Origin of the sequence: Pseudomonas caricapapayae, assembly GCF_001400735.1 — a bacterium.
GTDB classification, from domain to species: domain Bacteria; phylum Pseudomonadota; class Gammaproteobacteria; order Pseudomonadales; family Pseudomonadaceae; genus Aquipseudomonas; species Aquipseudomonas caricapapayae.
Genome location: NZ_LJPW01000035.1, coordinates 1 through 21,110, shown reverse-complemented (window position 1 = coordinate 21,110; position 21,110 = coordinate 1). Strand labels below are relative to the sequence as shown.

The following is a 21,110-nucleotide window of genomic DNA, read 5'->3' as shown; positions in this document are numbered from 1 at the left end:
CAGCGCTTACATCGGTATCCCGAGCAACACGAACGAAGCGGCGAATCTTGCCTGCACGGCAACGCCTGGTTTCAATTGCTGCGCATGCAGGTGCGCCGGTGTCGCCAGGGCGCACAATGTCTGGCCGCTCGGGAGTGTGATGCGTACTTCGCTCGGGCCGTCCTCCGCTTCGATCACACTGTCGATTTGCCCGACAAGGCAATTGTTTCCGTTTGTTTCTTCAGGGCCATCCGCGTGCAGTTCCAGCCAACCGGCCTTGATCAGCGCCACCACTTCGGTGCCGATCGCCAACTCAAGACGCAGGGTGCTGTCATGCGTGACTTGCGCGTCGATAAAGACCTCGTCAGCCAGCTGCAGGCGAACCTGATCGTTGTGCCCCTGACGGGTGATGTTGACGATCCGTCCCAGCAACTGATTGCGTGCGCTGGTACGCAAGGTCAGGCGATTGAGCAGGTCAAGGTCGCTGCTGTCTTCGGCCGCTTCAAGCACCTGCGCCTGCAATGCCTGCACTCGCTGATAAAGGCGCAGCACTCGCTCGCCTTCCTCCGACAACTTCGCGCCGCCACCGCCACGACCACCGATACTGCGTTCCACCAGCGGCTTTTGCGCCAGATTATTCAGCTCATCAATGGCGTCCCAGGCGGCCTTGTAGCTCAACCCCGCGCTTTTCGCGGCACGGGTGATCGAGCCTTGTTCGGCAATGTGCTGCAACAGCGCGATGCGTTGCGGGCGGCGGACCATGTGTTGCGTGAGTAATGGGGGCAGGGACATGGTGATCCGGGAATGGCTGGTCAGAATAGGGCAGTATGATCGCTCTTGTGCATGGCGTCGAAAAGCGCACGCGTGATGACTATCGTGCCAATGCTCCGCGTTGGCATGCCTTTCGTGACGCTCTGCGTCACCATTCTGCGCCCCACTGCATGCTCAAGGTCGGACGCGGAGCGTCCAGGGCTGCGCTACAGCGTGGGAGCGATGAGAGTCTCGAGGTTCCTGAGCATAGCGCCCAATCAATCGCCCGGCCTGGGCGTTCGCGCCAGGCAATACACGTCCACTCTTCGCGCGCCGGCGTTGTTCAGCAGGCGAGCAATCACCTCTGCCGTCGAACCGGTGGTCAGGACGTCGTCAACCAGCGCCAGGTGTCTGCCTTGCGCCCAGTCGGGATCAATGAGAGTGAAGGCATCGCGCAGGTTGCGCTTGCGTGCCTTGGCGTTCAGGCCTTGTTGTGCCGTTGTTTCCCGGTTGCGCAGTACATGGTGTTCGTCGACAGGGAGGTGCAGCTGTTTACCCAGCCACCTGGCCAGCATCGCTGCCTGGTTGTAACCGCGCTGACGCAAGCGTTTGCTGGCCAGTGGCACAGGTATCAAGTAATCGGGACGTGGCAGATCCTCCTCGAAACGATGTTGCAGAAACTGTCCACACAGTTCGGCCAGCAAGCGTCCCATCGGCCATTTGCCGTTGTGTTTGAAACGGGTGATCAGGCTGTCGACCGGAAAGTCGTACAGCCACGGGGCGATCACCTGAGCAAATCCGGGGAGCCGCTTGCAGCATTGCGCGCAGCTCAGCCCCGCCGCAGTCAACGGCAGTGCACAGTGCTTGCACTGCCTGCCGAGCCACGGCAGCTCGGCTTCGCACGGCACGCAGATGGGTAGGGGCACCTCGCTGCGCTCATCGCATAACAAACAGGATTGTTTGTTTTTTAACCAGATGTAAACCTCGTGCTGGTCGTTGGGTTGACAGCGCATGGCTCTTCCTTAAATATGCCCGACATCCGTGTAGCGCCTGTGGTCTTTACCGCCCTCGCGCATTGCCCAGAAACACCAAGGAGCCGCCCGATGAGCGCCAGCACCACCGCCACTTTGCGTCACGACTGGACTTTAGCCGAGGTCAGGGCGCTGTTCGTACAGCCATTCAATGACCTGCTGTTTCAGGCGCAAACGGTGCACCGCGCTCACTTCGACGCCAACCGTGTACAAGTCTCCACGCTGCTCTCGATCAAGACCGGCGCCTGCCCGGAAGACTGCAAGTACTGTCCGCAGTCCGGCCACTACAACACCGGCCTCGAGAAAGAAAAGCTGCTGGAAGTGCAGAAGGTTCTTGAAGAAGCGGCACGCGCCAAGGCCATTGGTTCGACCCGCTTCTGCATGGGCGCGGCGTGGAAGCATCCTTCCGCCAAGGACATGCCGTACGTGCTGGAGATGGTCAAAGGCGTGAAAGCCATGGGCATGGAAACCTGCATGACCCTGGGCCGTCTCGACCAGGAGCAGACAGAAGCGCTGGCGACCGCAGGCCTGGATTACTACAACCATAACCTCGACACCTCGCCGGAGTTCTACGGCAGCATCATCACCACCCGCACCTACAGCGAGCGCCTGCAAACCCTGGCTTACGTGCGCGATGCCGGCATGAAGATCTGCTCTGGCGGTATTCTGGGCATGGGCGAATCCCTGGACGACCGCGCCGGGCTGCTGATCCAGCTGGCCAACCTGCCGGAGCACCCGGAGTCGGTGCCGATCAACATGCTGGTCAAGGTCGCTGGCACACCGCTGGAAAACGCCGAAGACGTCGACCCGTTCGATTTCATCCGCATGCTCGCAGTGGCCCGTATTCTCATGCCGCAATCCCATGTGCGTCTGTCCGCCGGACGCGAGGCGATGAACGAGCAAATGCAGGCCCTGGCATTCTTCGCCGGTGCCAACTCGATTTTCTATGGCGACAAGCTGCTGACCACCGCAAACCCGCAAGCCGACAAGGACATGCTGTTGTTCTCGCGCCTGGGCATCAAGCCCGAAGCGGGCGAGGGGCATGCCGACGAAGTGCATCAGGCCGCCATCGAACAGGCGCTGGTCGAGCAGCAAAGCAGCTCGATGTTCTACGACGCCGCCTCTGCCTGACCCCATGAACGGGCCGCTTTGTTGCGGCCCGTTTTGAACTGTCATTTTCCGGACCGGGGCCTGCATGTCTTTCGATCTCCGCACGCGCCTCGACACCCGTCGCGCCGAACACCTCTATCGTCAGCGCCCGTTGCTGCAGAGCCCGCAAGGCCCGCAAGTGGTTGTCGACGGTCAGCCATTGCTCGCGTTCTGCAGCAACGACTACATGGGGCTGGCCAATCATCCCGATGTGATCGCTGCCTGGCAGGCGGGTGCCGAGCGCTGGGGCGTGGGTGGCGGGGCTTCGCATCTGGTGATCGGCCACAGTGCGCCCCACCATGAACTGGAAGAAGCGCTTGCCGAGCTGACCGGCCGCCCGCGCGCCTTGCTCTTTTCCAACGGTTACATGGCCAACCTTGGTGCTGTGACCGCCTTGGTCGGGCAGGGCGATACGGTGCTGGAAGACCGTCTCAATCATGCCTCGCTGCTGGATGCCGGTCTGCTCAGCGGTGCCCGTTTCTCGCGCTATCTGCACAACGACGTGACCAGCCTGACGGGCCGCCTGGAAAAATCCGTGGGCGATACGCTGGTGGTCACCGACGGGGTGTTCAGCATGGACGGTGATATCGCTGACCTGCCTGCGCTGGCCCAGGCTGCGAGGGCCAAAGGTGCCTGGCTGATGGTGGACGACGCCCACGGTTTCGGGCCATTGGGGGCCAACGGTGCGGGCATCGTCGAGCATTTCGGCCTGACTATGGATGACGTGCCCGTGCTGGTCGGCACCCTCGGCAAGTCGTTCGGTACTTCCGGGGCGTTTGTGGCTGGCAGTGAAGAGTTGATCGAAACCCTGATCCAGTTCGCCCGTCCGTACATCTACACCACCAGCCAGCCGCCTGCATTGGCCTGCGCCACGTTGAAAAGCCTGCAGTTGCTGCGTACCGAGCATTGGCGTCGCGAGCATCTGGCGCGGCTGATCCAACAGTTCCGCCACGGTGCCGGGCAGATCGGCCTGCAACTGATGGACAGCTTTACGCCGATCCAGCCGATCATGATCGGTGATGCCGGGCAGGCATTGCGGCTGTCGACGCTGCTTCGTGAGCGTGGCTTGCTGGTCACGGCGATTCGTCCACCTACGGTGCCTGCGGGCAGTGCCCGGCTGCGCGTGACTTTGTCTGCCGCCCACAGTGAGGCCGACGTGCAGCTATTATTGAACGCACTGGAGCAGTGCTATCCGCTGCTGGATGCAAGTCAGCCCTCGGAGCCTGTCCATGCGTGATCGTCTGATTCTGTTGCCAGGCTGGGGCCTGGGCGTTTCTCCGCTGGAGCCGCTTGCCGCTGCGTTGCATGGGCTTGACGAACATTTGCGGGTCGAAATCGAGCCGTTGCCGGATATCGAAAGCTGCGACCTGCCTGACTGGCTCGACGAGCTGGACGCCAACCTGCCGGACAATGCCTGGCTGGGCGGCTGGTCGCTGGGCGGCATGCTCGCGGCCGAGCTGGCGGCGCGGCGCGGCGAAGGCTGCTGCGGGTTGCTGACGCTGGCCAGCAACGCCTGTTTTGTGACCCGAGGAGCGTGGCCGAATGCGATGCCCGCGCAGGATTTCGACGCGTTTCTGGCAGGCTGCGCCGTTGACCCGGACGCAACCCTCAAGCGTTTCAGCCTATTGTGTACTCAAGGTGCAGAAGACCCTCGCGGACTTGCCCGATTGCTCAAGGCGGGTGCGCCGCACAGCTCCAGGACGGCGTTGGTCGACGGGCTGAAAATACTCCAGCAACTTGATACCCGCAGCGCGCTGCAAACCTATCGCGGCCCTCAGTTGCATCTGTTCGCCGGGCTTGACGCGTTCGTGCCCGCTGAGGCCGCAAGCGATCTGCTCACCCTGTTGCCGGATGTCGAAGTGGGCCTGATCGAACAGGCCAGTCATGCATTCATTCTGGAAAACCCTCACGGAGTAGCCGCTGCGATCCACGCCTTTCTGCACGAGCTGGACGATGACTGATCTTTCTATGCCCAAACCGCCCTCTGTTCTGCCTGACAAACGTCAGGTCGCCGCGTCCTTTTCCAAAGCGGCAGGCAGTTACGACAGCGTTGCCGAATTGCAGCGCAGCGTCGGCAACGAGCTGCTGTCGCGTCTGCCTGCGGAGCTCGTTCCGGCCCGCTGGCTGGATCTGGGGAGCGGCACTGGCTATTTCAGTCGGGCGCTGCATCAGCGGTTCGGTGGTAGCGAAGGCATCGCCCTGGACATCGCCGAAGGCATGTTGCGGCATGCGCAGCCATCGGGTGGTGCGCAGCACTTTGTGGCAGGTGATGCCGAGCACCTGCCACTGCGTGATGAGCGTTGCGGACTGATTTTTTCCAGTCTCGCCGTGCAGTGGTGCGCTGATTTCTCCGCAGTGCTCCGGGAGGCTCAGCGCGTATTGCAACCAGGCGGTGTGTTTGCCTTCGCCAGCCTGTGTGCCGGGACGCTGTATGAGTTGCGCGACAGTTGGCAGGCCGTGGACGGCCGGGTGCATGTGAACCGCTTTCGCCACGAAGCGGACTACCGTCAGTTGTGCGCCGCCAGTGGTCTGCGGGTTCGCAGTCTCGAGGTACGCCCGCAGGTTTTGCATTACCCCGATGTACGTAGCCTGACGCATGAATTGAAGGCGCTCGGGGCGCACAACCTTAATCCGGGACGGCCCAATGGCCTGACCGGGCGCGAACGGATCATGGGCATGGTTCAGGCCTATGAGGGCTTCCGCCAGAAAGGCGGGCTGCCCGCGACCTATCAGGTGATTTACGCGGTACTTGAAAAAGCCTTATGACTTCACGATGCAAGGACAGATTGTCGAGATGAGCACTGCCTATTTCATCACCGGCACCGACACCGATGCTGGCAAGACCACGGTGGCTGCCGGTTTACTGCATGCCGCGCGGCTGAAGGGTCTGACCACCGCGGCGGGCAAGCCTGTGGCGTCCGGCTGCGTGGTGACTGCAGAAGGGCTGCGCAATTCCGATGCGCTGGCGTTGCATGCCCAGTGCTCTATCGAGCTGAATTACGATGAGGTCAATCCACTGGCGTTCGAGCCTGCGATCGCGCCGCACCTTGCGGCGGTTGAGGCGGGTGTGGTGCTGACTGTCGATTCGTTGCTGCAACCCATGCGGCACATTCTGGATAAACGGGCAGATTTCACCTTGATCGAAGGTGCGGGCGGCTGGCGTGTGCCATTGGCCGGGCAGAGCAACCTGTCCGATCTGGCCATTGCGCTGGATCTGCCAGTGATTCTGGTAGTGGGCGTGCGTCTGGGCTGTATCAATCATGCGCTGCTGACCGTCGAGGCCATCGCCCGCGACGGCCTGCACCTGGCAGGCTGGGTGGCCAATGTCATCGACGCAGACACCTCACGGCTTGAGGAAAACCTCGCCACACTGGTCGAGCGTTTGCCTGCACCTTGTCTGGGGCGGGTGCCACGATTGAGCGAGGCAAGTGCCGAAAATGTGGCGCAATACCTTGAGCCGGGCCTGCTGCGCTGACAGACAAGGCAGTTTTGGTTTTCTCAAGACTCAGGCTATCATGCGGCCTAGTGCCATTAGTCTATTTGTCGAGTATTTCTGCGCAAATGCTGGTTCAATGGCACGTGTTCGTTTTTTGAACTGAGGATCGGCTTATGCAAATCACCATGAACAACACTCTCTACCCAGGCCTTAGCGCTATGCAGGTCGGGCAAGGTCGTGTGGATCAGGCGGCCACCCAGATTGCCAGCTCCAACATCGAAGTGTCGGGCAGAAGCCAGTCTTCCGACTTTCAGCTTGAAAACCTGCGCTCGGTCGACCGTAGCCAGCGTTCCGACCTGTCAGCCAACATTGTCGAGCTCAACGCTGGCAAGACTCAGGTCGAAGCCGGGGTTGCGGTCCAGAAGGCCAGCGATGAAGCGCTTGGCACTCTGATCGACACCTACGCTTAACGCCCTTCGTTTCAACGCCTCGTGTAAAGCCAGCGCCGTGCCACCTGTGCACGGCGTCATTTTCTGAATTGCCCTCCATCACCTTTCTGTATCGTCCCCCAACGCTGTCCGCCCTCGACTAAGCTTGCCCTTGCGGTTTTCACTACGCCTGATGCCCTTGCCTGATCGGCCTGCGGAGCAGCGTGGACGAATGGTGCGCGCTTAGCTATTGACAAGGTTTGGGCGTAAACGTATGTTTCAAACACCTGTTTGACCGCAAGGCATACGAGCTTGTCTGGTGCCTGAGGCTATGCTTTCAGCGACCGCCCGGTCATTCGTTCCAGGATTCATCAGCAGAGGTTTATCGCTATGCCTGACTACAAGGCTCCCTTGCGTGATATTCGTTTCGTCCGTGATGAGCTGCTCGGTTATGAAGCACACTATCAAAGTCTGCCAGCTTGTCATGAAGCCACTCCGGACACGGTCGACGCCATTCTTGAAGGGAGTGCCAGGTTCTGTGAACAGGTTCTGGCTCCGCTGAACCGGGTAGGCGACACCGAAGGCTGCACCTGGAGCGCATCAGGCGTGAAGACGCCGTCCGGCTTCAAACAGGCGTACCAACAATTCGTCGACGGCGGCTGGCCGAGCCTGACGCATGACGTTGCTTACGGCGGTCAGGCTCTGCCCGAGTCGCTGGGTCTGGCGGTGAGCGAGATGGTGGGTGAGGCGAACTGGTCCTGGGGCATGTACCCAGGGCTGTCGCATGGCGCAATGAACACCATTTCCGAGCATGGCACGCCCGAACAGCAGGATGCTTACCTGAGCAAACTGGTAACCGGCGAGTGGACCGGCACCATGTGCCTGACCGAATCTCACTGCGGTACTGACCTGGGCATGTTGCGCACCCGGGCCGAACCTCAGGCTGACGGGACCTACAAGGTTACCGGCACCAAGATTTTCATTTCCGCTGGCGAACACGATATGGCCGATAACATCGTCCATATCGTGCTGGCCCGCCTGCCGGATGCCCCGGCTGGCACCAAAGGCATCTCGCTGTTCATCGTGCCCAAGTTCCTTCCCGCTGCCGATGGCAATGTGGGTGAGCGCAACGCGGTCAACTGTGGTTCCATCGAACACAAGATGGGGATCCACGGCAACGCCACCTGCGTGATGAACTTCGACGGCGCTACCGGCTATCTGATCGGCCCGCCGAACAAAGGCCTGAACTGCATGTTCACGTTCATGAACACCGCGCGGCTTGGAACTGCGCTACAAGGTCTGGCGCATGCCGAAATTGCCTTCCAGGGCGGTCTGCAATATGCCCGTGATCGCCTGCAGATGCGCTCGTTGACAGGCCCGAAAGCACCGGACAAGGCCGCCGATCCGATCATCGTCCACCCGGACGTGCGTCGCATGCTGCTGACTATGAAGGCTTTCGCTGAAGGCACGCGTGCCATGGTGTACTTCACCGCCAAGCAGGTCGACATCGTCAAGTACAGCGAAGACCCCGAGCAGAAGAAAGCCGCCGACGCATTGTTGGCGTTCATGACGCCGATTGCCAAGGCATTCATGACCGAAGTGGGTTTTGAAGCGGCCAATCATGGCGTGCAGATCTATGGCGGTCACGGTTTCATCGCCGAATGGGGCATGGAGCAGAACGTTCGCGACAGCCGGATCTCGATGCTGTACGAAGGCACCACCGGTATCCAGGCCCTCGACCTGCTGGGCCGCAAGGTGCTGATGACCCAAGGCGAAGCGCTGAAGGGCTTTACCAGGATCGTCCACAAGTTCTGCCAGGGCAACGAGGGTAACGAAGCCGTGCAGGAATTCGTGACGCCATTGGCTGCGCTGAACAAGGAGTGGGGCGACCTGACCCTGAAAGTCGGCATGGCGGCCATGAAGGACCGCGAAGAAGTCGGTGCCGCGTCGGTGGATTACATCATGTTCTCCGGTTATGCCTGCCTGGCTTATTTCTGGGCCGACATGGCGCGTGTTGCGGCCGAAAAACTGGCTGCCGGCACTTCGGACGAGGCGTTCTACCGCGCCAAGATCCAGACGGCGCGTTTCTACTTCCAGCGTATTCTGCCGCGCACTCGCACGCATGTTGCCGCCATCCTGTCGGGCGCTGCCAACCTGATGGACATGAAAGAAGAAGACTTCGGCCTGGCTTACTAAGCTTCGCTGACGTCATGAAAACCGCCTGCTCGATGATCAGGCGGTTTTTTTATGGGTGCGTTTTAGCGCATTGCTGTATTCGAATTCCAACGAGACCTGAGAAGGCGCTCAGGCCCCGCGCATAGTCACAAAAAGTGTTTTCCTGGACACCTCTCGTTCCTCACGCTCCGCGTAGGAGTGCATTTCGTGACGCTCTGCGTCGTCAATGCCATCGCGATAAGAAAGCGCCTTTATGTGCGTCCCGAGCGGCATGCCAACGCATGGGCACGAGAAATCCCGCAATAAACATTTCCCGCTTCCTGCCGTTACAGAAATTAAGTTGTTTGTTGATCCTGCCGATGCATTGTTCGCTGGCGGAGGGCACAATGCCATCAAGTCAGTCACCCATTCAGATGCCGGGTAGGAGATAACCCTTTTGTTGCGTCCATCCGCTGCGCGATTGAGTCATTTTTTGCCTTCACTGGGCTTGCTGGTGGCGGGGCTCGCGGCTGCTTACGTCAAGGACCTGAACGTCTTCTTCACTTCGCTTTTCAATGTGCTGCCAACGCTGGTTCTGCTGTTGGGCGGTGCGTATTGCTGCGTCTACCGGCGTCAGCGCGAGCTGTTTCTGATGCTCACGGTGTACATCGCCTACTACCTGCTCGATACCCAGACTGACTTCTATCGGGACAACGGCAAGGTCCGTGATGATGCGGCGGTGATCTTCCATCTGGTCTGTCTGCTGTTGCCGGTGCTGTTCGGGTTGTATGCGGCGTGGGAGGAGCGAACGCATCTGTTTCAGGACATGGTCGCGCGGCTCGCGGTCCTGGTGGCGGTCAGCAGCGTGGCATTGGGTCTTGAACAAAGTTATCCGGTCGAGTTGCAGGTCTGGCTGGCAGACATCCGCTGGCCTGCGCTGCATGGTGCATGGATGAGCCTTATTCAGCTGTCCTACGCGATGTTTCTGGTGTCGTTCGGGGTGCTGATCTGGCAATACCTGGAGAAGCCGCGACCGCTGCACGCTGCACAGATTGTCGGTCTGCTGGGGTTGTTCTGGGCGTTGCCGAAAACGTTCATCCTCCCGTTCACGCTGAATATCCTGTGCAGTCAGGTCATGCTGATGATTGCCGCAGCCGTCGCCCACGAGGCTTATCAGATGGCGTTCCGCGATGAGCTCACGGGCCTGCCTGGTCGCCGGGCGCTCAATGAGCGCATGCAGCGTCTTGGGCGCAACTATGTGCTGGCGATGAGCGACGTGGATCACTTCAAGAAATTCAACGACACCCACGGGCACGACGTGGGGGATCAGGTACTGCGTCTGGTTGCCAGCAAACTGTCGAAAATCACCAACGGTGGCGGCAAGGCGTATCGCTATGGCGGCGAAGAATTCGCTATCGTGTTTGCCGCCAAGACTATCGACGAATGCATGCCGCACCTGGAAGCCATTCGTGAAACCATCGCCAATTACGAGATTCAGCTGCGCAACAAGGACAGTCGCCCGCAAGACGATCAGCAAGGCCGGCAACGCCGCAGCGGGGCTCACTCAGGCAGCGTGTCGGTGACGGTCAGCATTGGCGTTGCCGAGCGCCAGCCAGAGCATCGTACGCCCGAAGAAGTGCTGAAAAGCGCCGACCAGGCGCTGTACGCGGCCAAGGGGGCAGGACGTAATTGCGTGGTCGCTTATGGGCAGTTGAACCGGCGCGGTGCTGTGCGCACCACCGAAGCGGCTACCTGAGCACATTCTGGTATTTCCCGTGACCTGTCATGACTGTTGAGTCATGACACGACCCTATGTCTCTGAAATGTTGTTCGGGTAGACTCGTGAAACTCGACTGCTGATCTGCGTCGCTGCACGCACCTATCAGCCTCCAACAGAATTTCGCTCCGTTTCACGAGGTTTGCCATGGCTGACTACAAAGCGCCACTGCGCGATATGCGCTTCGTCCTCAATGAAGTCTTCGAGGTTTCCAGGCTCTGGGCGCAACTGCCGGAGCTGGCTGAAACAGTCGACGCTGAAACGGTCGACGCCATTCTTGAAGAAGCCGGCAAAGTCACCAGCAAAACCATCGCCCCGCTAAGTCGTAACGGTGACGAAGAGGGCTGTCACTGGAAAGACACGGTCGTTACCACGCCTGCGGGGTTCCCCGAAGCTTACCGGATCTACGCGGAAGGCGGCTGGGTCGGCGTGGGCGGCAACCCCGAGTTTGGCGGCATGGGCATGCCCAAGGTGGTGTCGGCCCAGGTCGAGGAGATGCTCAATTCTGCGAGCCTCGCGTTCGGCTTGTACGCGATGCTCACCTCCGGTGCCTGTGTGTCCATAAACACCCACGCCACCGAAGAGCTGAAGGCCAGATTTCTGCCCAACATGTATTCGGGCGTCTGGGCCGGATCGATGTGCCTGACCGAGGCTCACGCCGGAACTGACCTGGGCATCATTCGCACCCGAGCCGAGCCGCAGCCTGACGGTGCCTACAGGATCACCGGCAGCAAGATTTTCATTACCGGCGGTGAACACGACCTGACTGAAAACATCATCCATCTGGTGCTGGCCAAGCTGCCGGACGCACCGCCAGGGCCGAAAGGCATTTCACTGTTTCTGGTGCCCAAATTCATGGTCGGTGAAGACGGCAGCATTGGCGAGCGCAATACCGTCAGCTGTGGTTCGATCGAACACAAGATGGGTATCCAGGCCTCGGCGACCTGCGTGATGAACTTTGATGACGCCACGGGTTATCTGATCGGTGAGCCGAACAAAGGACTGGCGGCGATGTTCACGATGATGAACTACGAACGTCTGGGTGTCGGGATTCAGGGGCTGGCCTCAGGCGTGCGCTCTTACCAGAGCGCCGTCGAGTATGCGCTGGATCGCCTGCAGAGCCGCGCCCCGACCGGTGCGCAGAACAAGGAAAAGGCCGCTGACCCGATCATCGTTCACCCCGACGTGCGTCGCATGCTCCTGACCATGAAGGCCTTCAACGAAGGTGGCAGGGCGTTTTCCAGCTATGTCGCCCTGCAACTGGACATTGCCAAGTTCAGCCAGGACGATGCTGCACGCAAACGCGCCGATGATCTGGTGGCGCTGCTGACGCCGGTGGCCAAGGCGTTCCTGAGTGATATCGGCCTGGAGACCACCGTTCACGGCCAGCAGGTGTTCGGCGGTCACGGTTACATCCGCGAGTGGGGCCAGGAACAACTGGTGCGCGATGTGCGTATCACGCAGATCTACGAAGGCACCAACGGCATTCAGGCGCTGGATCTGGTGGGGCGCAAGATCGTCGGCTCGAACGGCGCGTTTTATCAGCTGTTTTCGGATGAAGTGCGCCAGTTCATCAACGACTCGGATGACGCTCTCAACGAATTTACCCAGCCGCTGGCAAAAGCCTTGAACATGCTGGATGAGCTGACTGGCTGGGTGCTGGACCGTTCGCGCAGCAACCCCAATGAAATCGGCGCGGCGTCTGTCGAGTACCTGCATCTGTTTGGTTACACCGCCTACGCTTACCTGTGGGCGATGATGGCCAAGGCAGCGCTCGGCAAAGAAGAACAGGAAGAGTTTTATGCGAGCAAGCTGGGTACCGCACGCTTCTATTTCGCACGTTTGCTGCCGCGTATTCACTCGCTGGACGCTTCGGTGCGCGCTGGCAGCGAATCACTGTTCCTGCTGAAGGCGTCACAATTCTGACTTGAAAAAGTCGTGTAAGCATTTGCTTACGCGACGTGGCGCAAATCGGCCTCTTCCCAAAAAAGGGATCCAAAGTTAATCTTTGTTCATGGACGTAGCGCAGGACGCGCAACAAGACATAACAGGGACACGTAGGGATGCCTGCCAGGATGGCGGGGTGAAAGGGAAATCAGGGAAACAGTCTGGAAAACCCCGCTTAGGCGGGGTTTTCTTTGTCTGCGTTTTAACGATTGGACTTCCCTGGCCGCAAAACTCCTGTCTTGCACGCATCATCGAGCGTGTAGCGCTCATCTCCCGAGAAAGAATAATGGCGTCGTGCCAGAGCCGGTTGAACCCTCACCGACGGCGAGGGTCGATTAGCTGTATGGCCAATCAGAGCCAATCAATCAGGAGCTTTTCATGGACATCATTCGTATCATTTTCGCCATTCTGCTGCCTCCGGTAGGCGTGTTCATGCAAGTAGGCTTTGCTGGCGCTTTTTGGCTGAATATTCTGCTGACCCTGCTGGGTTACATCCCGGGCATCATCCACGCGATCTACATCATCGTTTCGCGTAAGTAACACATTGTCGTACGCGGTGATCGTTCTCCCCATGCGGGAACGATCACACGGCGTGATCAGGCATCCAGCACTTCGCGATAAAAACGCCATTCCTTCTCCAGCGCATCTGCCAGGTTACTCGCCTTGCGGAACCCATGATGTTCGTCTGCGTAGAAGTGTGCCTGCGTCTTGATACCGCTTTCTTGCAGGGCCTTGAACATGGTGCGGGTCTGCTCTGGCACCACCACGGCATCCAGCTCACCCTGAAAGAAAATCACCGGCACGTTGATGCGGTCTGCATGCAACAGGGGTGTGCGGGCCCGATAGCGCTCGATGTCCTTGTCAGGATCGCCGATCAGCCAGTCCAGGTAATCGCCCTCGAATTTATGCGTGGCCCTGGCCAGCGCCACCGGATCGCTGACGCCGTACAGGCTGGCACCCGCGCGGAATACGTCGTGGAAGGCCAATGCGCAGAGCGTGGTGTAGCCTCCGGCACTGCCGCCGCGAATAAAAGCCTGTCGTTCGTCAATCAAACCGCGTTCGGCCAGATGTTTGACCACCGCACACGCATCCTCTACGTCCGCCACCCCCCAGGTGAGGTGCAGGCCTTGTCGGTACACGCGACCGTAGCCGCTGCTGCCGCGATAGTTGAGGTCTGCCACGGCAAAGCCCCGGTGTGTCCAGTACTGGATGCGCGGGTCCAGCACCGGGTAGCAGGCAGAGGTCGGGCCGCCGTGGATGAACACCACCAGCGGTGGTTTTTGCACGCCGGTCATAGCGGGATAGAAGTAGCCATAAGCCTCGGCTCCACCGCTGGGATAACACAACGTTTGAGGGCGACTGATCTGTTCGGGCGGCAACGGCGAACCTCCCCCTGCCAGCACCTGAACGCTGGCATCGTGGCGAGAGATGGCCACCACCGCCGAGGTGCTGATGGCTGATGCTGCGATGCAATACACGAACGCTTCGTCGATGGCGAGACTGCGGAAGCGGCTGTAACCAACGCTGAAATCTTCAACACCGCTATCGGCCTGACAAAGCCCCAGTACGCTTGCGCCGTCCTCAAACCAACTTGCCAGATAGCCATCGTTGATCGGCAACCAGGTGCAACTGCCCAGTTGCCAGGGCGCGGAAGCATGATCCGCCGGACGGGCGGGGAGTGGCGTGAACCCGGAAGGCGATTCGCCCCAGGGCTGCCAGAAGCCTGCACGATCGGTCAGGCAATACAGGCGACCGTGGGCATCGAAACGCGGCTGTTGCAGAGACTCTTGCGCACCGTTACCTGCCACGCACTGCGCAGAGGCCCAATGGCCATCGTCCTGTTTCGCGGCACACATCAACCGGGTGCTGGTCCACGGCTGATGCGGCCGTTGCCATTCGATCCAGGCCAGACGCTGGCCGTCGGCACTGATGATCGGCGACGCGTAGAAGTCGGCGCCCTCGGCGAGCAACTGGCGCTGCCCGTCAGTCAGGTCGATAGCGACCAGCCGATGCGTGTTGTGGTCCTCTTCAACGGCGAGAATCCGGCCACCGCTGAAGAACAGGCCGCCGTAGCGTTTGCTGCCCTCCGTCAACTGTACCGGCACGCTGGCGTCCAGCGCCTGACGGTACAGTTGCTGGTCACTCTCATTGACGAATACCACTGCGTCGTCAGCCAGACAGAACGAGCCGCCACCGTATTCATACACCCGGCTGCGAACGCTGAAGCCTGGAGGTGTCAGGCAGCGTTTGCTGTTTGCGGACCAGTGCCAGATTCGACAGGCCCCGTCTTCGGGTCGGTATTCGTTCCAGAACAGGCCTGCCGAGCTGGCGTCCAGTTCGGCAAAGTCGACGCCTGCGGCGACCGCTTGTGCGGCGCTCAGTCGTTCAGGAGGATTTTGCGATGAGTCGTGAGTTTCGGTCATTGCGAAAGGCCAGCTCTTCAATGGTTTGAGTAGCGGTTTCGGACTCGTCACGAGCCTGAGTGATGATTCCGTGATGGTAGGACTTGCTGCACACCGGGTCGGCATTGGCGGCGTCACCGGTCAGCATGAAGGCCTGACAGCGACAGCCGCCGAAGTCTTTTTCCTTCTCGTCACACGAGCGGCACGGCTCAGGCATCCAGTCGTAACCGCGAAAGCGATTGAAGCCAAACGAGTCGTACCAGATGTGCTGCATGCTGTGATCACGCACATTGGGAAACTGGATCGGCATCTGTCGCGCGCCGTGGCAGGGCAGCGCGGTGCCGTCCGGCGTCACGGTCAGGAAGATGTTGCCCCAGCCGTTCATGCACGCCTTGGGGCGCTCTTCGTAATAATCAGGGGTGACGAAGATCAGCTTGCACGGATGGTTTTCCGCTGTCAGCCGGTCGCGGTATTCATTGGTGACAGCTTCGGCACGTACCAGTTGATCTTTGGTCGGCAGCAGACCAACGCGGTTCAGGTGCGCCCAGCCGTAGAACTGACAGGTTGCCAGTTCAACGAAGTCCGCTTCCAGCGCGAGACACAGCTCGATGATCTTGTCGATCTTGTCGATGTTGTGGCGGTGGGTGACGAAGTTCAGCACCATCGGATAACCGTGCTTCTTTACCGCCCTGGCCATCTCGAGCTTCTGCGCGAAGGCTTTTTTCGAGCCGGCCAGCATGTTGTTGACCTGCTCGTCGCTGGCCTGAAAGCTGATCTGGATGTGGTCCAGCCCTGCTTCCTTGAAGGCGATGATCTTCTCTTCGGTCAGGCCGATGCCCGAGGTGATCAGGTTGGTGTAGAACCCCAGACGCCGCGCCTCGGCGATCAGCTCGGCGAGGTCCTGGCGCACCAGCGGCTCGCCGCCGGAAAAACCGATCTGCGCCGCACCCATTTCACGCGCTTGCTGCATGACCTTGAACCACTGCTCGGTGGTCAACTCCTGGCCCTGTCTGGCGAAATCCAGCGGGTTAGAGCAATAAGGGCATTGCAGCGGGCAGCGATAGGTCAGCTCGGCGAGCAGCCACAGCGGCAGGCCGACCTCGGGCGTGGGCGGAATAAGGGGGCCGTTGGGCACAGGGGTCATGTCAGACAAGATCGATCCAGTTTTTCTTTTTGGCACCTTCCATGAACTCGTCGACGTCCATGCCCAGTTCGGGAACGTTGGGGAATTGCTGATGAAGCTCATGGATAATTGCGGCGATCGTGCGTTGCCCATCGATCAGCCCGCCAATCAGGGCCGCGCTTTCATTGAGTTTGATCATGCCTTCAGGGTAAAGCACCACGTGGGCTTTTTGCGCAGGCTCGTATTGAAAGCGATAGCCTTGATGCCATTTGGGTGTCAAAGCCCGGAACTCCGGATCGTGCTTCATAGCGTAATCCCCTTATGCCAGACCTTCTGGTCTGTAACGCTGTGGTACGGCGGTCGGTTCAACTCGTAGGCCATGGACATCGCATCCAGCATGCTCCACAGGATGTCGAGTTTGAACTGCAGGATTTCCAGCATGCGTTGCTGGCCCTGGTACGTAGTGTAGTGCTGTAACGTGATCGCGAGGCCGTGTTCCACGTCGCGTCGGGCCTGACCCAGGCGGGTGCGGAAATACTCGTAGCCTGCCGGGTCGATCCACGGATAGTGCTGCGGCCAACTGTCCAGGCGCGACTGGTGGATCTGCGGGGCGAACAGTTCGGTCAGCGAGCTGCTGGCCGCTTCCTGCCAGTTGGCGCGGCGGGCGAAGTTCACATACGCGTCGACGGCAAACCGCACGCCTGGCAGGACCAGTTCCTGAGAGCGCAGTTGGTCCGGGTCCAGCCCTACGGCTTCGCCGAGGCGCAGCCAGGCTTCGATGCCGCCGTCTTCACCGGGCGCGCCGTCATGATCGAGCAGACGCTGTATCCACTCGCGACGAATCTCGCGATCCGGGCAGTTGGCCAGAATCGCCGCATCCTTGAGCGGAATGTTTACCTGATAGTAGAAACGGTTGGCGACCCAGCCCTGAATCTGCTCGCGGGTCGCGCGTCCTTCGTACATCGCCACATGGAACGGGTGATAGATATGGTAATAAGCACCCTTGGCGCGCAAGGCCTGTTCGAATTCAGCGGGGGACAGTGCAGTCGCGTCGCTCATGTCAGCTCCTAAAGCTCGATACTCATGCCATCGAAGGCAACTTCGACGTTGCGGCGAAGCAGCTCCGCGCGCTCCGGAGAGTCTTCGTCGAGAATCGGGTTGGTGTTGTTGATGTGGATAAGCACCTTGCGTTGCTCGGGGAAGCCTTCAAGCACTTCGAGCATGCCACCAGGACCGTTCTGTGCCAGATGGCCCATTTCCCGGCCGGTGCGAGTGCCAACGCCGCGGCGCTGCATTTCGTCGTCGTCCCACATCGTGCCATCGACCAGCAGGCAGTCGGCGTCGCGCATCTTTTCCGCCAGCGCTGCATCGACCTTGCCCAGGCCCGGCGCATAGAACAGCTTGCCGCCAGTGCGAGTGTCTTCGACCAGCAGGCCGATGTTATCGCCCGGATGCGGGTCGAAGCGGTGCGGCGAGTAGGGCGGCGCGGCGCTGCGCAGCGGGAAAGGCGTGAAGCGCAGGTTCGGGCAGGCAGGGATCACGAAGCTGCCTTGCAACTCGATACGGTTCCAGTTCAGACCACCGTTCCAGTGCTTGAGCATCTCGAACAGCGGGAAGCCGGTACTCAGGTCCTCATGAACCATGTCGGTGCACCAGACCTGATGCGGGCAGCCTTCGCGCAGGCTGAGCAGGCCGGTGGTGTGGTCGATCTGGCTGTCCATCAGCACGATCGCGCTGATGCCGGTATCGCGCAATGCCCGTCCAGGCTGCATGGGCGCAAAGCCTTGCAGCTGCGCGCGAATATCCGGTGAGGCGTTGCACAGCACCCAGTTGATCCCGTCGTCGGACAGCGCAATGGACGACTGGGTCCGTGCGTGGGCACGCAGGCTGCCGTCGCGAAAGCCTGCGCAGTTGACGCAGTTGCAGTTCCACTGGGGGAATCCACCGCCCGCAGCAGAACCTAGAATCTGGATGTACATGACAGCTCCCGGCACACATTCTGAAATAAAAAACAGCCATAACCATAAAAAAAGCCCCGGCGAACCGAGGCTTCACAGCGCACTGAAATCAACGGCTTGCGAAGTACATGGTGACTTCAAAACCGATACGCAGATCAGTGTAAGCAGGTTTAGTCCACGACATAAAAATCTCCTCGGATAAGTGCTGCGGTTGGTGACTACATCTTAGTGCATCGCTGAAGGCATACGTTCAGATAGTTAGGGAGCTATGTTACTCAATTTAGCCATTCTTCAGGATCGGAATCTGCAGAAAAGACCGTTACCGTTCAGGTAAGGATATCGGGATGGCCGCGCTGGCAGGGCGATTGGCCACGATCAGCCAGCCGCCAGTGGCGTTGATCAGTTGAGCCGACGCGGTGAGTAACGAGTGTGTATCCAGATTTGACAGAGCGCGTTGCAACGTCTCCGGGTGGCTGGCGTGATGCCCGGCCAGGTGCGCTTGCCACTGCATGTCTGCCAACTGCTGGTCGGGCAGGTTAAACAACTCGAACTGAGCTGAAAGGGCTTTTATCTGCTCAGGCAGATCGGCGTCGCGAATTAGCTCGGGCAAGCTGCCGATGAACGCTTCGATGTGTTCGAAAAGCTGCCCGGCGTTACACGTGGGCGACTGGACGCCGAACAGCAACCCGGTACTGCCGTTGATCTGTCGGATGCCGCTGAACACGGCATAACCCAATTGCAGTTCGACTCGCAGCCGCCGGTAAAAGGGTGCCTGTGACACGTGTGCGAGCAATCGCCAGGCGGCCTCATCTGCAAGGGAGGCCGTGGGGGCCGGGCAAAACACCAGCACTGCGTCTTCCGATGAAGACGATGCTTCAGTCGCCCAGCGTTTGCCAGAGCGAGTGACGGGCAGCCTGGGGGGGGCTGTTTGCCGAGTACCCGGTGCTGCATTCAACGCAGCGTCGATCAGGGACTGGCTGTCAGGGCAGAAACCCTTGGTGAAGCTGATCCAGCGCGACGTTGCCCATACGTCAGGCAGATCAGTGATCGCCAGCTGCGCAGCGTTGCTCAGGAAATGGTCGGCAAGCTGCTTGAGCAATTGGCGGATCGGAATCAGCGCGGGCTCTTCATGTGCCTGTGATGAGGGATCTGGGTGTTGCAGGCGATGCAGGCCATGTTCGATAACTGCAACCATTGGGGCTCGCAGGCCGTTCAATTGCAGCTGCCAGTAAGGGCCGTAAGCACTGAACGTCAGGACGACTCCGGCCTGACGGGCGTCTTCGATCAATGGCTTGAGCCCTGCATGGAGCATCCGCCAGAGGGCAGGCTGTGCGGAGGGCAGCTCCCAACGCAGGTAAAGCGCGGCTTCCTCGCTGTTCCCCGATGCCGCGCCAAGAAACGGGTTTGGTGCTGGCAGACGCCATTCGACTGGCTCTATGTCGAGGTCGCCGACCACCGTAGAACTGACCCGTGCGTCGGGTGTGAGCCATGCAAGCAGCGCACGTAACGCTTCTTTGCCTTGGTCGCTCAACTGCGCAGGCGTCTCGCGACAGTAATGATTTGCCAGGGCCAGCGCTCCGCTCATTTGCAGACGGCGTTGTTCCAGGCGCTGGTATTGCTCGATCAGCGCAGGCCAATGCATCTTGAAAAAATCGAGCCAGCTGAAAAACAGGTTGCGGATGGCGGGAGCGTCCGCGCTGGCGCCTTGGCACTCGATATCAAGCAACAGCTGCCCGCCAAACTGATACAGCGGTGCGGCTTTCAGCGAGTTGACGAGGCCCCGTTCGACCAGCTCCGCAATCAGGCCGCCCGGCTGTGCTGCATTGAGCCAGTGACAGAAGAACGCCACCGCCTCGTCAGCCCTGTCCGGCAGATTCTCGCAGGCAAACAGCAGGTGGCTTTGATCGCCAATTTGCTGCAGACGGCGCGCAATCAGTGGTGGAGGCGTGCGCTGTTGGACCTTCATCCCATTGGCGAATAACGCGCCATGACTCGTTGCCAACGCTTCCAGCTCAGCCACCGATTGCGGCCCGCTCAGGCACAGGGTCATCTGACCGGCCTGATAGAAGCATCGATAAAAGTCCTTCAGTGCTTGCTGGAATGCAGGATTGGGCACTGACAGGCTGTAACGATTGCCCGCGTGAAAACCGCGCAGTGGATGCTGTGGGTTGACCGGTGTCAGCAGGCGCGCCTGATCGCGTGATGCGCTGTCGCCGACCCAGGCGATGAATTCGGCATGCAGCACTTCACGCTCGCGTAGCTGGTCTGCGATGGCCATGCGCGGCCGGGCGAGCATGTCGCACAGCCGCTCCAGTGCCTGGGCGAAGACTGCCTGCGGCAGTTCGAAGAAAAAGTCGGTGGTACGTTCACGGGTACTGGCATTGACCTGGCCGCCGTGGCGTTGCACGAATGCCATCAGGTTTTCCCCGGCAGGGAACCGCTTGGTGCCAAGGAAAAACAGGTGTTCCAGAAAATGCGCCAGCCCCGGCCACGCCTGCGGCGCATCGTGGCTGCCTGCTGCCACGCGCAATGAGGCCGCACAGCGCTTGAGCCGCGGCTCGTGACACAGCACCACATTCAGGCCGTTGGCCAGCGTAAGGCGTCTGAGTTCAGCGGAGTGTGCGGCAGGCATCAGGGGCATCCGGAAAGCGTTGCGAAGCAAAGCATCATGCTAGCGGATTAGCTGACCCGTTCGCGAGCCTCCTGCTCAAACCCGCGAAACAGATCAAGTCAGCGGCGCATAAAGTGCAGGCCGACGGTCCACGAAGTAGTCGTTCGCAGTTCTGGCCTGGGCCAGCAGCGCCTTGTCCAGCGTGCCGACCAGCAGTGCTTCGTCCTGACCAGCCAGCACCGGGCGGCTGCCGTCCGGTGCGCAGAGGCTGCTGAGCCCGCAATAACGAATCTCGCCCTCGCTGCCGCAGTAGTTGGCGTACACCACATAGCAGTGGTTCTCGAATGCCCGTGCGCGCACGGTCA

The 21,110-nt window shown here is 60.1% G+C and carries 20 protein-coding genes; 10 read left to right on the top strand and 10 right to left on the bottom strand.

All coding sequences use genetic code 11. The features are described from left to right. Positions 1-6 precede the first annotated feature (6 nt). Positions 7-771, bottom strand: coding sequence for a TOBE domain-containing protein (locus ALO80_RS04150; RefSeq protein WP_055008044.1), 765 nt, complete (start codon positions 769-771; stop codon positions 7-9). Between the two features lie 236 nt (positions 772-1,007). Further along, complete coding sequence (locus tag ALO80_RS04145) at positions 1,008-1,742, bottom strand: ComF family protein (RefSeq protein ID WP_055008043.1); 735 nt, start codon at positions 1,740-1,742, stop codon at positions 1,008-1,010. 90 nt (positions 1,743-1,832) lie between these two features. On the opposite strand from ALO80_RS04145, the gene bioB reads away from it, so the two are divergent. From bioB to ALO80_RS28975, 10 genes are all read left to right on the top strand, one after another. Next, entirely contained in the window at positions 1,833-2,891 is a 1,059-nt protein-coding gene (gene bioB, locus ALO80_RS04140; protein ID WP_002555574.1) for a biotin synthase BioB, read from the top strand. Positions 2,892-2,955: 64 nt separating this feature from the next. Then, positions 2,956-4,146 (top strand): 8-amino-7-oxononanoate synthase, encoded by a 1,191-nt coding sequence (bioF, locus tag ALO80_RS04135; protein WP_055008042.1) that lies wholly within the window; start codon positions 2,956-2,958, stop codon positions 4,144-4,146. After that, a complete protein-coding gene (locus ALO80_RS04130) occupies positions 4,139-4,870 on the top strand; it encodes an alpha/beta fold hydrolase (protein ID WP_055008041.1) in 732 nt (243 codons plus the stop codon). The genes bioF and ALO80_RS04130 overlap by 8 nt, the downstream gene beginning before the upstream one ends. Further along, entirely contained in the window at positions 4,863-5,675 is an 813-nt protein-coding gene (bioC, locus tag ALO80_RS04125; protein ID WP_055008040.1) for a malonyl-ACP O-methyltransferase BioC, read from the top strand. The genes ALO80_RS04130 and bioC overlap by 8 nt, the downstream gene beginning before the upstream one ends. Before the next feature lie 28 nt (positions 5,676-5,703). Next, positions 5,704-6,384: a dethiobiotin synthase gene (bioD, locus tag ALO80_RS04120; protein WP_055008075.1), complete on the top strand. Its 681-nt coding sequence runs from the start codon at positions 5,704-5,706 to the stop codon at positions 6,382-6,384. Between the two features lie 134 nt (positions 6,385-6,518). Continuing rightward, positions 6,519-6,815, top strand: a complete 297-nt coding sequence (locus tag ALO80_RS04115; protein ID WP_054985662.1) for a hypothetical protein — start codon at positions 6,519-6,521, stop codon at positions 6,813-6,815. 348 nt (positions 6,816-7,163) lie between these two features. Beyond that, on the top strand, positions 7,164-8,969 hold the full coding sequence (locus tag ALO80_RS04110) for a phenylacyl-CoA dehydrogenase (RefSeq protein ID WP_055008039.1): 1,806 nt from the start codon (positions 7,164-7,166) through the stop codon (positions 8,967-8,969). Between the two features lie 415 nt (positions 8,970-9,384). Further along, a complete protein-coding gene (locus ALO80_RS04105) occupies positions 9,385-10,683 on the top strand; it encodes a GGDEF domain-containing protein (RefSeq protein WP_055007161.1) in 1,299 nt (432 codons plus the stop codon). A 168-nt stretch (positions 10,684-10,851) separates the two neighbouring features. Continuing rightward, the gene (locus ALO80_RS04100; RefSeq protein WP_055008038.1) at positions 10,852-12,630 is read left to right on the top strand and encodes an acyl-CoA dehydrogenase C-terminal domain-containing protein; all 1,779 of its coding nucleotides are present in this window, start codon (positions 10,852-10,854) and stop codon (positions 12,628-12,630) included. Between the two features lie 399 nt (positions 12,631-13,029). Beyond that, on the top strand, positions 13,030-13,191 hold the full coding sequence (locus ALO80_RS28975) for a YqaE/Pmp3 family membrane protein (RefSeq protein ID WP_002555565.1): 162 nt from the start codon (positions 13,030-13,032) through the stop codon (positions 13,189-13,191). Positions 13,192-13,247: 56 nt separating this feature from the next. Here the strand turns inward: ALO80_RS28975 and ALO80_RS04095 are convergent, their stop codons facing one another. From ALO80_RS04095 to ALO80_RS04065, 8 genes are all read right to left on the bottom strand, one after another. Further along, positions 13,248-15,074 carry a S9 family peptidase gene (locus tag ALO80_RS04095; protein ID WP_055008037.1) on the bottom strand — a complete coding sequence of 609 codons (1,827 nt, stop codon included), beginning with the start codon at positions 15,072-15,074 and terminating at the stop codon, positions 13,248-13,250. Then, positions 15,037-16,206, bottom strand: coding sequence for a pyrroloquinoline quinone biosynthesis protein PqqE (gene pqqE / locus ALO80_RS04090; RefSeq protein WP_055008036.1), 1,170 nt, complete (start codon positions 16,204-16,206; stop codon positions 15,037-15,039). Before pqqE ends, ALO80_RS04095 begins: the two co-directional genes overlap by 38 nt. Next, positions 16,199-16,483, bottom strand: coding sequence for a pyrroloquinoline quinone biosynthesis peptide chaperone PqqD (gene pqqD, locus ALO80_RS04085; RefSeq protein ID WP_055007157.1), 285 nt, complete (start codon positions 16,481-16,483; stop codon positions 16,199-16,201). The genes pqqE and pqqD overlap by 8 nt, the downstream gene beginning before the upstream one ends. Then, on the bottom strand, positions 16,480-17,235 hold the full coding sequence (pqqC, locus tag ALO80_RS04080; protein WP_055007156.1) for a pyrroloquinoline-quinone synthase PqqC: 756 nt from the start codon (positions 17,233-17,235) through the stop codon (positions 16,480-16,482). The genes pqqD and pqqC overlap by 4 nt, the downstream gene beginning before the upstream one ends. An 8-nt stretch (positions 17,236-17,243) precedes the next feature. After that, positions 17,244-18,155, bottom strand: coding sequence for a pyrroloquinoline quinone biosynthesis protein PqqB (gene pqqB / locus ALO80_RS04075; protein ID WP_054985654.1), 912 nt, complete (start codon positions 18,153-18,155; stop codon positions 17,244-17,246). Between the two features lie 88 nt (positions 18,156-18,243). After that, positions 18,244-18,318, bottom strand: coding sequence for a pyrroloquinoline quinone precursor peptide PqqA (gene pqqA / locus ALO80_RS28970; RefSeq protein WP_003422658.1), 75 nt, complete (start codon positions 18,316-18,318; stop codon positions 18,244-18,246). Between the two features lie 135 nt (positions 18,319-18,453). Further along, the gene (pqqF, locus tag ALO80_RS04070; protein WP_055008035.1) at positions 18,454-20,766 is read right to left on the bottom strand and encodes a pyrroloquinoline quinone biosynthesis protein PqqF; all 2,313 of its coding nucleotides are present in this window, start codon (positions 20,764-20,766) and stop codon (positions 18,454-18,456) included. 93 nt (positions 20,767-20,859) lie between these two features. Then, positions 20,860-21,110: nitrilase-related carbon-nitrogen hydrolase (locus tag ALO80_RS04065; RefSeq protein WP_328586925.1), on the bottom strand; the 251-nt coding region annotated here is incomplete at its 5' end.

Bases quoted from the DNA above. Each gene is read 5' to 3' on its own strand.
- ALO80_RS04150 (WP_055008044.1), bottom strand. From the start codon at position 771: ATGTCCCTGCCCCCATTACTCACGCAACACATGGTCCGCCGCCCGCAA.
- ALO80_RS04145 (WP_055008043.1), bottom strand. From the start codon at position 1,742: ATGCGCTGTCAACCCAACGACCAGCACGAGGTTTACATCTGGTTAAAA.
- bioB (WP_002555574.1), top strand. From the start codon at position 1,833: ATGAGCGCCAGCACCACCGCCACTTTGCGTCACGACTGGACTTTAGCC.
- bioF (WP_055008042.1), top strand. From the start codon at position 2,956: ATGTCTTTCGATCTCCGCACGCGCCTCGACACCCGTCGCGCCGAACAC.
- ALO80_RS04130 (WP_055008041.1), top strand. From the start codon at position 4,139: ATGCGTGATCGTCTGATTCTGTTGCCAGGCTGGGGCCTGGGCGTTTCT.
- bioC (WP_055008040.1), top strand. From the start codon at position 4,863: ATGACTGATCTTTCTATGCCCAAACCGCCCTCTGTTCTGCCTGACAAA.
- bioD (WP_055008075.1), top strand. From the start codon at position 5,704: ATGAGCACTGCCTATTTCATCACCGGCACCGACACCGATGCTGGCAAG.
- ALO80_RS04115 (WP_054985662.1), top strand. From the start codon at position 6,519: ATGCAAATCACCATGAACAACACTCTCTACCCAGGCCTTAGCGCTATG.
- ALO80_RS04110 (WP_055008039.1), top strand. From the start codon at position 7,164: ATGCCTGACTACAAGGCTCCCTTGCGTGATATTCGTTTCGTCCGTGAT.
- ALO80_RS04100 (WP_055008038.1), top strand. From the start codon at position 10,852: ATGGCTGACTACAAAGCGCCACTGCGCGATATGCGCTTCGTCCTCAAT.
- ALO80_RS28975 (WP_002555565.1), top strand. From the start codon at position 13,030: ATGGACATCATTCGTATCATTTTCGCCATTCTGCTGCCTCCGGTAGGC.
- ALO80_RS04095 (WP_055008037.1), bottom strand. From the start codon at position 15,074: ATGACCGAAACTCACGACTCATCGCAAAATCCTCCTGAACGACTGAGC.
- pqqD (WP_055007157.1), bottom strand. From the start codon at position 16,483: ATGAAGCACGATCCGGAGTTCCGGGCTTTGACACCCAAATGGCATCAA.
- pqqC (WP_055007156.1), bottom strand. From the start codon at position 17,235: ATGAGCGACGCGACTGCACTGTCCCCCGCTGAATTCGAACAGGCCTTG.
- pqqB (WP_054985654.1), bottom strand. From the start codon at position 18,155: ATGTACATCCAGATTCTAGGTTCTGCTGCGGGCGGTGGATTCCCCCAG.
- pqqF (WP_055008035.1), bottom strand. From the start codon at position 20,766: ATGCCTGCCGCACACTCCGCTGAACTCAGACGCCTTACGCTGGCCAAC.